The organism is Nostoc sp. DSM 114159 (assembly GCF_053470285.1).
Genome location: NZ_JBPFEH010000001.1, coordinates 5,354,448 through 5,369,429, shown reverse-complemented (window position 1 = coordinate 5,369,429; position 14,982 = coordinate 5,354,448). Strand labels below are relative to the sequence as shown.

Annotated in this window: 10 protein-coding genes and 1 pseudogene; 3 read left to right on the top strand and 8 right to left on the bottom strand. The window is 42.0% G+C overall.

Annotation, left to right across the window (positions count from 1 at the left end):
* Positions 1 to 1,372 precede the first annotated feature (1,372 nt).
* Both ACR5KR_RS22225 and ACR5KR_RS22220 read left to right on the top strand, forming a co-directional pair.
* The gene (locus ACR5KR_RS22225; protein ID WP_448268051.1) at positions 1,373 to 4,579 is read left to right on the top strand and encodes a glycoside hydrolase family 15 protein; all 3,207 of its coding nucleotides are present in this window, start codon (positions 1,373 to 1,375) and stop codon (positions 4,577 to 4,579) included.
* Between the two features lie 41 nt (positions 4,580 to 4,620).
* Positions 4,621 to 4,998: a GxxExxY protein gene (locus ACR5KR_RS22220; RefSeq protein WP_445630478.1), complete on the top strand. Its 378-nt coding sequence runs from the start codon at positions 4,621 to 4,623 to the stop codon at positions 4,996 to 4,998.
* A gap of 133 nt (positions 4,999 to 5,131) precedes the next feature.
* Here ACR5KR_RS22220 and ACR5KR_RS22215 read toward each other — a convergent pair whose 3' ends face one another.
* From ACR5KR_RS22215 to ACR5KR_RS22205, 3 genes are all read right to left on the bottom strand, one after another.
* Positions 5,132 to 5,452 (bottom strand): YkvA family protein, encoded by a 321-nt coding sequence (locus ACR5KR_RS22215; protein ID WP_445630479.1) that lies wholly within the window; start codon positions 5,450 to 5,452, stop codon positions 5,132 to 5,134.
* A gap of 193 nt (positions 5,453 to 5,645) precedes the next feature.
* Positions 5,646 to 7,367, bottom strand: coding sequence for a protein kinase domain-containing protein (locus ACR5KR_RS22210; protein WP_448268050.1), 1,722 nt, complete (start codon positions 7,365 to 7,367; stop codon positions 5,646 to 5,648).
* A gap of 295 nt (positions 7,368 to 7,662) precedes the next feature.
* Positions 7,663 to 8,511 carry an alpha/beta fold hydrolase gene (locus tag ACR5KR_RS22205; protein WP_445632048.1) on the bottom strand — a complete coding sequence of 283 codons (849 nt, stop codon included), beginning with the start codon at positions 8,509 to 8,511 and terminating at the stop codon, positions 7,663 to 7,665.
* A 321-nt stretch (positions 8,512 to 8,832) separates the two neighbouring features.
* Here ACR5KR_RS22205 and ACR5KR_RS22200 point away from each other — a divergent pair, with 321 nt between their 5' ends.
* Positions 8,833 to 10,365 carry a SagB/ThcOx family dehydrogenase gene (locus tag ACR5KR_RS22200; protein ID WP_448268049.1) on the top strand — a complete coding sequence of 511 codons (1,533 nt, stop codon included), beginning with the start codon at positions 8,833 to 8,835 and terminating at the stop codon, positions 10,363 to 10,365.
* 193 nt (positions 10,366 to 10,558) lie between these two features.
* On the opposite strand, the pseudogene ACR5KR_RS22195 reads toward ACR5KR_RS22200, so the two are convergent.
* The 5 genes and pseudogenes from ACR5KR_RS22195 to ACR5KR_RS22175 form a co-directional block, all read right to left on the bottom strand.
* Positions 10,559 to 10,761: pseudogene (locus tag ACR5KR_RS22195) on the bottom strand (IS4 family transposase); the annotation flags it as partial.
* 417 nt (positions 10,762 to 11,178) lie between these two features.
* A complete protein-coding gene (locus ACR5KR_RS22190) occupies positions 11,179 to 11,907 on the bottom strand; it encodes an ABC transporter ATP-binding protein (RefSeq protein ID WP_322669515.1) in 729 nt (242 codons plus the stop codon).
* A gap of 308 nt (positions 11,908 to 12,215) precedes the next feature.
* A complete protein-coding gene (locus tag ACR5KR_RS22185) occupies positions 12,216 to 12,440 on the bottom strand; it encodes an indolepyruvate ferredoxin oxidoreductase subunit alpha (RefSeq protein WP_104907250.1) in 225 nt (74 codons plus the stop codon).
* A 312-nt stretch (positions 12,441 to 12,752) separates the two neighbouring features.
* Complete coding sequence (locus ACR5KR_RS22180; RefSeq protein WP_445630482.1) at positions 12,753 to 13,967, bottom strand: ATP phosphoribosyltransferase regulatory subunit; 1,215 nt, start codon at positions 13,965 to 13,967, stop codon at positions 12,753 to 12,755.
* Positions 13,967 to 14,923: a J domain-containing protein gene (locus ACR5KR_RS22175; RefSeq protein ID WP_448268048.1), complete on the bottom strand. Its 957-nt coding sequence runs from the start codon at positions 14,921 to 14,923 to the stop codon at positions 13,967 to 13,969. The genes ACR5KR_RS22180 and ACR5KR_RS22175 overlap by 1 nt, the downstream gene beginning before the upstream one ends.
* Positions 14,924 to 14,982 lie beyond the last annotated feature (59 nt).

The following is a 14,982-nucleotide window of genomic DNA, read 5'->3' as shown; positions in this document are numbered from 1 at the left end:
ATTATTTGCTGAATTAACACAAACACATCAATTTTAAAACATATCTACATTAAAATTATATTTATTTAAATAAATATTTTTGTTAAAAAATGATTTACTTTATACCAGCATAAGCATAACCTCGGAGTAGTGATTTAGTTTAGACTACCATAAGCTCATCCTTCGGAGTTAGGCACTCTTGATTTTTTGACCTCATCCCAGCACTGATATTATGTCCGGCTAATTAGTTATAATTCCCGAATCTATGCACAAAGCCCAAAAAGCCCTCACCTCTGCGGTCTTAATGATAAGTCTTTAACCGGACACGATATTATTCCACCTACGCAGAGATCGATATTTCTAGAGAAGATTAACATTTCCCTATGCCCTACGGTACGAATCCAATCTCCATGTCCCATTCCCCATAGCCCAAGTGCAAGAAACTCACTCCTTCAAGGGGTTAAATTCTGCAACTAGTTCTAAACCAAACCATAAAAACATCTACCAAATTGCTAACTCGCCTGGAATATTACTACATCTATACAAGTAGTATTTGGCATCAAGCAACTTCATGCATAGTCACCTGGACGACGAAGAATCAGAAATGGGTTGGCAGGTTTCACTTCATAGTCGCGGTAAGGTGTTTGAGCTTTAGCGATCGCTCTTGGGTGTGTCTAGTTTTCTCTATACTTAGATAAACCTCATCTATGTTGAAACCTAGAGTTTTTTAAAAAATATATTTTTGTAGGTTGGGTGGAGTGAAACGCAACCCAACATTACCACCAAATTTTATGTTGGGTTACGCTATCGCTGCACCCAACCTACAAAACTACGGTTTTCAAGGTAGACGAGGTTTATATAAACAAAAATTTTATAAATGCTCTCTTAGGCAGTAAATTGCCAAAGTTTAACATTTCCATCACGATCTCCAGATATCAAATACTTATTACTGATAGCTAATGAACCGATCTCTGATTCGTGTTCACTTGGAAATTCTTGCAAAAGTTCTTTGCTTTCAGTAGTAGTGCTGTGAAAGATATCGTAATAAATTCTTTCCGCTTCATAACATCCTAAACGTTCTGCGATCGCTCGCTGAAATTAGCACTCGTTTATCTAATTTAAACTATCAACAAAAATAATTCATTATGCCTTAAGAAAATTATAAATTAAGTATAAAATATTACAAGCTTTAAGAAGAGTTTGAGTAAGTATCATATTTTAGTTCGGAATCACTAAAATTAAGTACCTAGAAACCTATTAACAGGAGATAATAATAAACTTACTACCCTCCGCTGTTCTTCCATCAACCATTACAGAGCTTGTTCTGACTTGGTTTAGGTAATTCAGTTCACAGTCACAGGGTCGAATTTTGCAAGTTGTTCTGAACCAAACCATGAAAACATCTACCAAATTGCTAACTCGCCTGGACTATTACTACCAGCAAATCAAAACAATCATCCTGACTCGGCAAAATCCGATTACGGGTTTACTACCTGCAAGCACAGCGATTACAGCCCACGGCGATTATACAGATGCCTGGGTGCGAGACAATGTTTACAGCATTTTGGCAGTTTGGGGTTTAGGACTTGCATACCGCAAGATTGACGACGACAAAGGACGCACCTATGAACTAGAACACAGTGTCATCAAACTGATGCGTGGGTTGTTATTTGCGATGATGCGACAGGCTCATAAAGTAGAGACATTTAAACATACTCAGTCGCTACTAGATGGACTGCACGCCAAATACAATACCGCGACGGGTGACATTGTTGTTGGTGATGACGAATGGGGACATTTGCAACTTGATGCCACATCTATATTTTTGCTGATGTTGGCACAAATGACGGCTGCGGGATTGCCAATAATTTATACGATTGATGAAGTAAATTTCGTCCAAAATTTAGTTTACTACATTGGACGAGCTTACCGCACGCCAGATTACGGCATTTGGGAACGCGGTAATAAAATTAATCGGGGAAATGCTGAATTAAATGCCAGTTCTGTAGGCATGGCAAAAGCTGCTTTAGAAGCTATCAACGGACTGGATTTGTTTGGTGTGCGTGGTAGTCAAGCATCGGTGATTCATGTGCTACCAGATGAAATCGCCCGTGCCCGAATTACTCTAGAATCGCTATTACCCAGAGAATCTGGTTCCAAAGAAATTGATGCGGCGCTGTTAAGTATTATTAGTTATCCTGCCTTTGCGGTAGAAGATTTGGAGTTACGCGATCGCACCTTAAACGATATTATCAACAAACTTGCAGGTAAATACGGCTGCAAACGCTTTCTGCGCGATGGACACCAAACGGTTTTAGAAGATAATCAACGTTTACACTACGAACCGTGGGAACTCAAGCAATTTGAGCATATTGAATGCGAATGGCCGTTATTTTTCACTTATTTAGTTCTAGACGGATTATTTCGCGGCGATCGAGAACAAGTTAAAAAATACCAAAATCTTTTAGAATCATTACTTATAGAACAAAATGGTTTGCGTTTATTGCCAGAACTTTATTATGTTTTGGCAGAAAACATAGAGGCAGAAAAATTAACACCTCAAACGCAACCACGTTTGCCCAATGAAAATATTCCCTTGGTGTGGGCGCAGAGTTTATATTTTCTCGGTGAAATGTTGAGTGAAGGTTTAATCGCAGTTGGTGATATCGATCCTTTAGGAAGACATTTGTGTGTGGGCAAACAGCGCGAAGCATTGGTACAAATTGCCTTGTTAGCAGAAGATGAAGATTTACAAACGAAACTAGAAGTTCACGGAATTGAAGCGCAAACGCCTACCCAAGTAGAACCGATTCAGGTGAGAAAAGCTGAAGAATTTTCAGCTATTTATACCCAAATTGGACGTAACGACAAACTTGGTTTAACTGGACGGCCAGTGCGGCGGCTGCGAAGTTTAACAACATCTAGAATCTTTCGGATTCGTGGTGAAACAATTGTATTTTTGCCTTCCTTTTCTGACTCTCAACAATTTTACTTAACTCTTGATTACCATTTTTTGCTGGATCAAATTAGAAGCGAACTAGCTTACATTCAAAAATATTGGAGCGATTTAGGGCGTCCGACTCTGACTTTAATGTTGACACACACCATGTTAGAAGCAGGTTCGGAAGCATTACTAGAACTGATGCAAGAACTCAAAGATGGTATTTGTAACGGCGTGCGGGTGAAATTAGGGCGGCTAAATCAGCTAATGTTAACAGCCGGAATCCAAAGAATTGATTTTCTACCAAATGCAGAATTCTCGCGATCGCCAGTAAAAAATGCTAGCCCACATTGCTATTATTTAGCTTATCATCCTGAAAAAAACTGGCGCTTAGGACATACCCAAGAATTTCAAATGGAATACGAAACTAACTTGGGGTCATTGCTTTCTTATTTGCGTTCATCAGAGAATATCTACGAGCAAATCGAGTTATTGCAAACATTAACTCGCTTGCAGGGAATGAAATTTGATACAGGATATGGTGGCCCAGGATATCCTGTCACCGTAGGCGATTTACTAGATGAAGTTTACACCAAAGCTGGAGATTTAGGCATTTGGGCAGTAGTGCGTCGGGCTGCGGGATTACGGCAAATGGTTGATATCAGCCTATCAGATGCAGTCACGAGTATTTTGGTGCGGGGTAAGCAAATTGCTGTGGGTAAAGCTTACAGCGAAGCCTCCTTGATTAGCGTACCCATGTCTCACGATGAAATTGCCGATAAAATTAATCATTTTTGTCGTGAGGATATCCGCGATCGCGTCCTCACACAAGAAATTTTAATCTATGTTGGTATTTTAATTCGCTCAGAACCCGAACTATTCCAAGGACTACTAACCTTGAGAGTCGGCTATCTGATCTTATTGATCGTCAGCGAACTAGCGCGGGAATTGCATGTCACTCAAGATGAAGCTTACGATCGCTTAATGCAACTTTCACCCTTTGAAGTGAAAATGCGCTTACGCCAGGTATTAACTGGATATACTGGCATGAGTAACCTGTTGCGCCAGCAAGAATCGCTGCACGTCAAACAAAAAGAAAGTGATATAGCTTGGGTCGTGTCACCAGGAATCGCCGAAGGGATAGAAGTTCCGCCAGGTGGTTGGCGGCGATTTCGCCAAGCCGAGGGTGCGACAGGGCGCGTACCAAAAGAATTTTTTAAGCAAGTTTGGCTATTAATGCAACATTGCAAAGGTCTAGTAATTGGTGATAAACTAGAGCGCCGCAATCGTTTAGATAGTGAGATAATGCTGTCGGAAATGACAGCCGGGGAAAGGAATTTTGCGCTGTTAGTTGAGCATTTGCTGAATAAAATCGAAGCTCCAGAATACCGCCAAGTAAATATTGAAGCATTAATCGAATTAGGAGCGATCGCTGCTAATAATCCCAAGCTGCAAATTGAAGGATATATTGTGTTAGATGTATTAATCGGTCATGCAGTGCGATTGGCGTGGTTAGAGAATCATAGTCAACGTAGCGATCGCTATGATGAGGATAAGGCGAGTGCATGGCGATCGTTTTACAATACTTCTCCTAGAGATTGCGCTAGTTATATTTTGAAGGCGTTCAGGTTCTTGACGGAATTTGTGAAGGATTTTTAAACGCAGAGGAGCGCAAAGGGAAGCGCAGAGGAACGCAGACGATGAGAGAGAATGAGTTGAGTGGGGTGATTATTGGGTGTGCGATGAGGGTGCATACTGCTTTGGGGCCTGGTTTATTGGAGTCGGCTTATGAGGAGTGCTTGGATTATGAGTTGAAGAAGGCTGGGTTAAGTGTTGGTAAACAAATTCCATTGCCCTTAGTTTATCAAGATGTGCAATTGGAATGTGTTTATCGATTAGATTTGATGGTCGAAAACCAAGTAATTGTAGAGATTAAATCTGTAGAGTCCTTCCACCCAATTCACTCCGTTCAACTCCTAACCTATCTCAAACTAGCAAATTGCAAACTAGGTCTTCTCCTTAACTTTAACGTCCTCCACCTCAAAGAAGGTATTAAACGCGTAGCTAACAACCTCTAACTCTCCCTGTCACTCTATCTCATCCTCTGCGATCCTCCGCGCTTCCCTTTGCGTCCCTTTGCGTTGAAAAAAAATATCCCCCACCTCCAATTCCAAAAGCAGGGGTTTATTCAATTTTATTTTGTTGTTAAAACTACTTAACAGAAACAGCATCAACATCAATAGTGCTTCCACTAGAGCTAGAGGTAGAACCCTCAGTAGTATTAGGTACTTCAGTACCCACCTCACCCTTACGAGCTTTCCAGCCTTCAATCACTAGCCCAGACACCTCACCAACTAGCAGAGTCAAGAGGAAAACATCATCAATCTCTCCCACAACGGGTATAAAATCTGGGAGAACATCAAATGGGCTGACCAAATAAACCAACGTTCCTAAAATTACCCACCAACGGTATTTGGGGTTACGAAGTACACTGCGATACCAGGTATAAAGTGATTGGATTGAAAATTTCATATTTTGAACCTCCAGTTATCATTTATTTTGACAAATCATCCTAAAAACTCACGGTGCGAATAACCGTCCTAGTTAGTTGGGAAGATGCTACTAGTAATCTGTCAACAAAAACAAATACAGTATTTGGTGCTGATATCTGCTGCTCTAGCCATAAGAGATATGCCTATATACTGATTTTTCTTTGCTAGAGATTTTATAAATTGCTCGGTATAGTCTTAAACTTCTGTGCAGATCCCAAAGAATAATCTTCTAATTTAAAATCAGCAAAAGGCTTCTTTTCTAACCTATTCCGTAGCGCCTCGTCAAGAATGACACCAGATGATTCTCTTTTAACACCAATAATTATCACACTTGTTTGATATGTCGTTAAATCTTGATTTGCCTGACAATCACTCCGTTGGAATTGACCCAAATTCAATAAGCGATCAATTTTGACACTTGGTGTATTAATAAATAATTTTTTAGCCAAAAGTTGTATTTGTTTAGAACGTTCTAAAGCCACACGTTCTTGAATTAATCTATCACCTTTACAAGAAGCTGTACCGACAGAGATAATCTCATTGGGAGCTTCAATTATATTTTCTATACCTTCTTGTTCTAAATTCAACTTTAAAAGGTCAACACTAATAATTTCATCATTGGATTTAATTTGAAAGTTGCTACCTAAAAGCCATTTATATTTTAGTGATAAAACCGCTATATTAAATTCAGCTATTCTTCCCTGACTATCCTTACCTTTTTGATAAGAAAAGTAATCTATATTACCTTTTTTTTCTGGATATTGTCTGTAATAAGATGTGTCAGGCAAATCTGATTTGCGTGTGGCTAAAGTAACTATACTAAGTAACCCTAATATTACTAATAGAACTGCAAAAAATGCTAATAACGGCACTTTTTCCGACTGCTTATTTGGAGATAATGAGTTGTGATTAATATCTACAGTTAAATGCTTAAAATTAGAAGAGTCTAGGATATTACTATTTGTCGGAGTCGTGCCTGTTAATTGAGTTTCTATTTCTTCTAGGGAATGCAATATTTCTTGAGTACTGGCAGGACGTTTTTCTATATCTGATGCTGTTAGCCAATCAATTAAATTCAATAGTAAGGGTGAAATATGGGCCGCATGATTTTGCCAGTGCAACAAATTTTGCTGGATATCATACATCTCCAAAGGATGATATCCTGTCAGCAAAAATACAAAAGTGCGTCCCAAAGCAAAGAAATCTGACTGCGGTGCTGCTTGACCATTCATTTGTTCTGGGGCGCTGTAGCCAGATGACATAAGTGCTGTCATCTTGTCGCCATTGCTTAGTTGGTCTTGGTAGGTTTTCTTAATTTCACTGGCGGTGCCAAAATCAATCAGTACTAGATTCCCCCAATCCTTCTCAAGAGAGGGTCTAACCATAATATTAGATGGCTTAATATCTCGATGTAGGTACTGTTTGCTATGTACTACATCTAAAATTTCTATCAATTGTCTTAACCAGTCTATGGCTTGTTCTTGGGATATGGGGTTATTTTGCTGCTGTAGCCACTGTTCTAAGTTGTAGCCATCGATTTTTTCCATTGCAATGCAATGCAACACTAAACCATTTCGGGTTTGATACTGGAAGTAACTATCTTCTTTGGGAATTCCAGGATGCTTGAATTGTCCCAACACCGTTATTTCTTGCTGAAATAGTTCTACTGCTTGGGCGTCGCCTGATAAATCTTCTTTGAGTATTTTGAGAATTTTGGGGGTATCTTGTTCGTATGCCTCATAAACTTTACTAAAACCTGTTTTGTCACTCAACAGGCACGTCACCCGATAACGCCCTAGCAATTCTAGATGGGAACCACAACTTTGACAAAAGCGGTTTTGCTGATTATTCGGGTGATTTGGTTTAGGGCAAACGGGATTGATACAAAGGCTCATGACAGGAGAGTGGGGAGTGGGGAGTGGGGAAGCAGGGGAGCAGGGGAGCAGGGGAGCAGGGGAGCAGGGGAGCAGGGAGACAAGGGGGACAAGGGGGACAAGGGAGACAAGAGGAAATTATTGAACAAATCTCTCCCAAATCTCCCCCATCTTCCTTGTCTACCTTGTCTCTTCTCCATACCCAATGCCCAATGCCCAATGCTCAATGCCCAATGCCCAATTCCCAATGCCTAATCCCCCTAGACATCGCTCCTATTAATTCTTCTGTTGCTGTATGACTAATCCCGTCTAATAATCATGAGATTTTTGATCTGTGTTCTGCCAAGAAAGCTGCCACAGTTTGGTTAAATGCCTCTGGTTGTGTCAAAAACGGCCAATGATTGCCGGGAACTTGGCAGATACGTAAGTTTTGAAGATAGGTTTTGTAGGGTTGAATTTGCCAATTTTGGCGGTTTAATCCTTGTTTTGGCTGAATGAATAGGGCAGGGATGTCAAGGGGAATTGTAAAACCGGGCACTTGCATGACTGCCTCAAAAATTCCGTCGCGGGCGGCTATAGTAAATTTGCTGCCCCAACTTCCATCGGGTTTTTGTTCTATTCCTGCTTGGAAGACTTGCTTTTGTAAAGAAGTCCATCCTTGATATTGCTTTAATTGCCGTGCTTGTTGTTCGGCTTCTTCTTGACTGGCAAAAGGCCCCATACTTTTAAGAAAAGGCAAGAAGCGATATAACATCGGGAAAGTTACCCTGAAAAGACTGGGCATTTTCCAGATAAAAATCGGATCGACAAGAATTATACTCCGTAAACGCTTTGGGTTTTGTCTTGCCCAGATGACGGCTAATTTACCTGTCCAAGAGTGACTTACAATATGGGCAAAAGTCCATCCAAGACTATCCATAAGCGCTTCAAGGTCTGCGATCGCACTTTCAAAGCTATAATCTATCTCTGGTTTACTACTTTGGCCATGTCCCCGCATATCTGGCGCAACTATGTGGTAATCCGCCGCCAAGTAATCTCCTAAACTAGACCACACCAAAGCATGATCGCCTAAGCCATGTAACAGCAGTAAAGGTTCTTGACCTTGATTCCATTCTAAATAAGAAAGTTGGATATCAGGCTTTGATAAAGTTTGACGTACAGGCATCATTGCACATCCAGGCTTAGATAGTTTTGCGTTTATATGGTACTGCGAAAGAAGATGGGGGGCAGCGGAGCAGAGGGGCAGGTGGTCACTGAGCGTAGCCGAAGTGGGAGCAGGGGAGCAGAGGAGCAGAGGAGGATAGATAATTAATGACAAATGACAAATGACCAATGACCAATACCCAATGCCCCATGCCCCATGCCCAATTCAATTGTTATCATCTACCACTTTATGACTCTGAGGATTGTACTAATTGACACGAAATAATGACGCTAATGAATGCCAAGATCGAGAAAAGGATGCCCCAAGGATATTAAAAGTACTATGCCAGAATTACATCAATCAATTGCCCAGCATTATCACGAACGGACTAAATACAACCCTGATACTCTCGCCTCTAAAAGTCAGCGGTTAGACTGGACTAAACAGCCAGTACCCTTTAAAGAGTACAAAATTGGCTCTACTTTTGATCTCAAACCCTATATCCAAGAAAAAGCAGAGGCTTATGCTAATAATCCAGATGCTAAATGGTGGCAAAGACTTTCACGGCTATTGTTTCGCAGTTATGGATTGACAGCGAGAATGCCTTCTATGGGTAGTGCAGTGTATTTACGCGCTGCTCCTAGTGCAGGTGGATTATACCCTGCTGAGGTGTATGTGGTTTCCCGTGGTACATCGTTATTGCCGCCTGGTCTATATAACTACCAGTGTCGAACTCATTCTCTCATGCATTATTGGGAAAGTGATGTTTGGCAAACTTTGCAAGCAGCTTGTTTCTGGCATCCTTCTTTAGAAAATACCCAATTGGCAATTATTGTGACTGCGGTATTCTATCGTTCTGCGTGGCGCTATGAAGATCGGGCTTACCGTCGGATTTTTCTGGATACGGGACATCTGTTGGGTAATATCGAGTTAGCTGGTGCGGTTACTGATTATCGCCCCCATTTAATCGGCGGCTTTGTCGATGAATCGGTTAACGATCTGCTTTATATCGATCCGCAACAAGAAGGTGCGATCGCTGTCTTACCTCTGGCAGACTTGTTAGATATTAATCAAAATTTACCATTGGGATGTACTGCTTTACCTTCCGCTACTGAAACCAGTTATCCTCAAATCCCTGATGGCGAACTACTAACATATTTCCATCAACATACCCAGATCCAATCAGGTGTAACTGGTAATCTTAATCTACCAACTATTAAACAAGAAAAATCTTTAGAGGATAAATACAATTTCCCTTTCTGTTTAAAAATTCCCACCACCACCGCACCGATAAACTGGGGACAAAAACTATCAGAACTAGAAACCACTATGTATAAGCGACGCTCTACCCGCGCTTACAATGGTGATGATTTAAGCTTCGATGAATTGAAAAGTTTACTCGATTTCACTTACCAACCGCAAAATTACATCGACCAAAGCTTAGATATTTCTCCAGACTACTTCGATCTAAATTTAATCGAAACATTCATTGCTGTTTGCGGAGTCAAAGGACTGGAGGCGGGTTGTTACTATTACGCCCCCAAAGCCCAAGAATTACGCCAAATCCGGTTTAAAAACTTTCGGCGAGAGTTACATTTTCTCTGTTTGGGACAAGAATTAGGACGGGATGCGGCAGCGGTATTATTTCACACAGCCGATTTGAAAGCTGCGATCGCACAATATGGCGATCGCGTTTACCGTTACTTACACATGGATGCCGGTCATTTGGGACAACGCCTGAATTTAGCAGCAATGCACCTGAATGTCGGCGTCAGTGGTATCGGTGGATTCTTTGACGACCAAGTAAATGAAGTTTTGGGTATTCCTGCTGATGAAGCTGTTTTATATATCACTACATTTGGACGCCCAAGATAAAAATAATTCCAGAGACGCTGAGAATCTAGAAAGTTTCTTTCTCTGTCCTTTACGTCTCTGTGCAAGCTTACGGGGCTACAACTTGGGCTAGAATGCAAGATATAGCAGGGGACAGGCAACAGGCAACAGGATCGAAAGTCGCTTGGTGTCTGGGTTTTATATTAGGTTTATGTCCTAAACGACTTGGCGACAGCTATAAAAGAAGCCTCATCGCCCTTTGTCCTTGTTGGTAGTACTGGTGCTTGTTAATACTTGGTATAAATAATTCGGTAACTAATTCGTAGGAATTTTTTATATCCATCCATATAATCCAATATAAAAACTGCTATGACGGCGAATAGTCCGTCCAGATTCTTTAATTCAACCGATATATTTTTGGATACCCATACATTTAATTTATGGTTGGGGTCTAAATACTCATCCATAACGTAATTCAGAATTGCGTTAACGCCGGCGGCAAGCGAGTCTGGGTACCCCTACGGGGAAGCAAGCTACGCTTTTAGCGTCTCGTAGAGAGCGTCATTGCGAATGGGATTTTGGTAAATCCGGGTAATTTACGTTTTAGTGAGTTTTTCCTGAATGAATGTCCTGTTTTGCCTCTCGACTAGCTGTAGATGTGATTAGAAACGGATTATTAGGGAGAATTCTTTGAGCATCGAAAACGACGGTCGCGGCAGTGGCAGGTAATGTTATGGCTTTTGTATTAGTTATAGATAGCGTCGGCGCAGCCCAACCTAGTCATCGCTATAGACTGGTGAAGCTCCGATATTAAGCTGGTGTTATGTTGAATGGGGCAAGAGTGATAAAAAAGGGTTAATGTCTCTTACCTGCTCCCAGATATAGCTCACCCACTTTCGGGTCATTCAACAATTCTTCACCAGGGCCGGAGATCGCATCACGTCCCGATTCTAATACATATCCACGATTAGCCATCTCTAAAGCTTTACGGGCATTTTGTTCTACTAATACGATCGCAGTACCTGCCTGATTAATTTGTTTAATCTGCTCGAACACTTGTGTCACCAAAATCGGCGACAAAGCAGCAGATGGCTCATCTAAAATCAGCAAACCAGGTTCCAACATCAAAGCTTTGCCCATCGCTAGCATCTGGCGTTCTCCTCCAGAGAGAGTACCAGCACGTTGACGACGGCGATCGCTTAATCTCGGAAACATAGTAAATATTTTATCTTTAATTGGTTTCAGGGGAGTGTTAAGCACAAAAGCACCCATCTCCAGATTCTCTTCAACACTTAGAGAAGGGAAAACATTGGCGATTTGCGGTACGTAGCACATTCCTCGTTGGACAATTTGATTGGACTTTAGCCCCACGATATTTTCACCTTTGAAAGTAATTGTGCCTGTGTGGGGGATCAAAAGCCCAAAAATTGCTTTTGCCAAAGTAGATTTACCTGCACCGTTGGGGCCAATCACTGTCACCAATTCTCCTGGTGCAACCTGAAAATTCACACCTTGCAGGATATCTACATCTTTGATGTATCCAGCGCGAACATTTTGAACTTCTAATAAATAGTCATTAGTCATTGGTCACTTGTACTGAGCGAAGCCGAAGTATTTGTCATTGATCAATCGATTTTGGATTTTAAATTTTGGATTTTGGATTGACCCCGACCACAACTTGTACTGAGCGTAGTCGAAGTAGGGTACGGGGCAAAATGATTTTAAATTTTGGATTTTGGATTTGTTCCGCTTGACTTCTCTACGAGACGCTACGCGAACGGACGGAGCATGAACCGGAATAATCTAAAATCTAAAATCTAAAATCTAAAATCTAAAATCTAAAATTGGCACGGTCAAGTCAAACATCATTATTGACTGTTGACTATGGACTATTACGGAGTTTTTTGCAACTCTGGTCGTTCTTCTGGAAGAATTGCCCCTTCTACAGGGCAAACTTGGAGACAGATACCACAGTCGATGCAAGTGGCAAAGTCAATCCAGTACCAATCTGTTCCCTTGGCATTTTTGCCTGGGCCATCATGAATACAAGCTACTGGACAAGCATCTACGCAGTCTGCAACACCTTCACAGACTTCTGTAACAATTGTATGCGGCATGTTCTCGATTCCCTCTCTTCTGTATCGGCTCTTTCTAGACTAGCAGGGGAGGGGAGAGCAGGGGAGCAGGGGAGCAGGGGGAGCAGGGGGAGCAGCACTTCTCTGCGAGACGCTCCGCGAACGACTACGCTCAGTGACCGAGGAGCAGGTGGTCACTGAGCGTAGCCGAAGTGGGAGCAGGGGAGACAAGGGGACAGGGGACAAGGGAGACAAGGGGAAATTCTTGAATCTCTCCCAAGTCTCCCCCCTCTTCCTTGTCTACCTTGTCTCTTCTCCATGCCCTGTTTGGCCCATGCCCAATGCCCAACTTAGTTAACGTAATGGTTCTATTTTTGGTGAACCATCAGCTTTGATCCAGGCAATTTGGGCAATGCGGCGATCGCTTGCATATTGGCGAATCGCTTCTGCATCTCTTCCTCCTAAGTCAATTTCTACTCGCACCAAATCAGTAGAATCTCTGAGTTTTTGTGCGTAGACAAAGGCGGCGGCGTTAGCACTAGCTGTCTCTGGTGCTACCAACCAGTCAGTCGCTGGAGTTTCTTGTGGTAATTGCTGAGTAGACAACAGAACTTGGTATAAATCTTCGATACTTAGTCCAAAACCAATTCCGGGAATATTTTCTCCTTGAGGATGATATAGCCCCAAAAGCTGGTCATAGCGACCACCGCGCCCTAAAACTCTGGCTTGAGATTCGGTATCGTTGACAACTTCAAATACAATACCAGTGTAGTAATCTATGGTTTGGATCAGGCTCAGATCGAGGATTAACGGAAATTTTTTCTCTGATTCTAGTAATTCTACTAGGGATTTGAGGTTATTCACTGCCTCTCGCTGTTCTTCATCTAAATCCAGACTACTAACTTTTTGCAACACATCTGTACTTGGCCCGCGCAAATCCATGATGATTTGGGCGCGATCGCGGAGTTTGTCACTTAGGGGTAAATTATCTATGGTGATGCGGTCAAGATGAGCGATCGCACTACGAACTCGATCCTGTAAATTAGCAGGAAAGGCACTCAGGAGCGATCGGGTAATTCCCGCTTCACCCAAAATTAAATGCCATCCCTGCAAACCCAATGCTGCCAAACAATCTGCTACTAACAGCAGGACTTCGGCATTTGCCAACAATCCGCCAGCACCTAACAATTCCACCCCAGCTTGATAAAACTCTTGCTGGCGATTATGCCTACTTTCCCAAGTGCGACGAAACACATTGGCGTTGTAATACAACCGTTGTGGATAAGTGACACCAGCCATCCGAGTGACAACAGTACGAGCAATAGATGCTGTTAATTCTGGACGTAGTCCTAATTCATCATCTTCACCATTTTGTTGTAGTTGAATCACCATCTGACGCTGGATTGCTTCCCCCGCCATCAGGGTATCCATCCGCTCTAAAGTCGAGGTGATAATCCTGTGATATCCCCAACGGTGAAACACCTGCTGTAACCGATCTTCAATCCAGCGTTTTTTCTCCACATCCAAGGGCAATAAATCCCTGGCTCCCGCTGCTGGTTGATACACCATTATTTTTTCTTCCCACCAAACAAACCACCGAACAAACCACTACCAGATTTATCTGGTTGCTTATCTCCATTATTGGGGGATGAAGTCACCTTCTGATCGCTAGGTTGTTGTCCTAAAGCCTTATCTATTTTAGGTTTCCATTGTAGAGCCGTTTCGTCACTGGGATCTAATTTTAGAGCGTTGTCAAAGTGGATTTTAGCCATTTTTAGCTGATTTTGCTTCAAATACACCATTGCAATTAAGCTATGACAGCGACTATTTTTTGGTTCTAGCTTCAGGGCCTCTTGCAACTCTACTTTGGCTGGGGCAAATTGGTTTTTGTCAATCAAAGATTGAGCGCGACGAATATACTGCTCTACAATCAAGTCTTCTTTTGGTGGTGCTGGTGCTGGTGTTGGTGGTGTATTTTTTGGTGTATTTGGTTGAGGTGTACCTGATTGGACTTTCGGTTGAGCAGGTGGCGGCGCGGCGGATGCTTTACCCGCACTCCGCATTAAATACACTAAATTCAACTCACTAGCTTGGGCAATGACTTGCAGTGCTTGTTCTAAAGAATCATATTGAGTTTGGGCTAGTTTGGCGATCGCAGTTTTATAAAAATGATCGATATTAGCTGCCTCAACTAACTGTTTAGCCAAGTCGGTATTTAGAGTTACCGCAGTTGATTCTTGTACCAGACGCTTGCCAATTTGCGACAAAATTAGAATATATTCAGTGCGAGTGCGATCGCCAGAGAGTTTTTCGTAAGCTGGGTTAACCAGCTTTGATAACAATTCATTACCGAGATGTTTTTGAGCAGCCGTTTCAGTAAGACTACTGTCTGGGTGCAAACGACGGGCGACTTGGAGATAGCGTTTGCGAATTTCTTTGACATCCGCATCAACAGGAGCGCACAGCACTGCGTGATGATCTATGAAATCATATTTAAATAGTCCACGATCTATTTTGAAAGACATATAGAGTTTTTACACCAAGGGAGCAGTTAGATTGCTTTTAGTGTACCCAAAGTCGTAGA

Coding starts and splice junctions, on each gene's coding strand:
- ACR5KR_RS22225 (WP_448268051.1), top strand. CDS start 1,373: ATGAAAACATCTACCAAATTGCTAACTCGCCTGGACTATTACTACCAG.
- ACR5KR_RS22220 (WP_445630478.1), top strand. CDS start 4,621: ATGAGAGAGAATGAGTTGAGTGGGGTGATTATTGGGTGTGCGATGAGG.
- ACR5KR_RS22215 (WP_445630479.1), bottom strand. CDS start 5,452: ATGAAATTTTCAATCCAATCACTTTATACCTGGTATCGCAGTGTACTT.
- ACR5KR_RS22210 (WP_448268050.1), bottom strand. CDS start 7,367: ATGAGCCTTTGTATCAATCCCGTTTGCCCTAAACCAAATCACCCGAAT.
- ACR5KR_RS22205 (WP_445632048.1), bottom strand. CDS start 8,511: ATGCCTGTACGTCAAACTTTATCAAAGCCTGATATCCAACTTTCTTAT.
- ACR5KR_RS22200 (WP_448268049.1), top strand. CDS start 8,833: ATGCCAGAATTACATCAATCAATTGCCCAGCATTATCACGAACGGACT.
- ACR5KR_RS22190 (WP_322669515.1), bottom strand. CDS start 11,907: ATGACTAATGACTATTTATTAGAAGTTCAAAATGTTCGCGCTGGATAC.
- ACR5KR_RS22185 (WP_104907250.1), bottom strand. CDS start 12,440: ATGCCGCATACAATTGTTACAGAAGTCTGTGAAGGTGTTGCAGACTGC.
- ACR5KR_RS22180 (WP_445630482.1), bottom strand. CDS start 13,967: ATGGTGTATCAACCAGCAGCGGGAGCCAGGGATTTATTGCCCTTGGAT.
- ACR5KR_RS22175 (WP_448268048.1), bottom strand. CDS start 14,923: ATGTCTTTCAAAATAGATCGTGGACTATTTAAATATGATTTCATAGAT.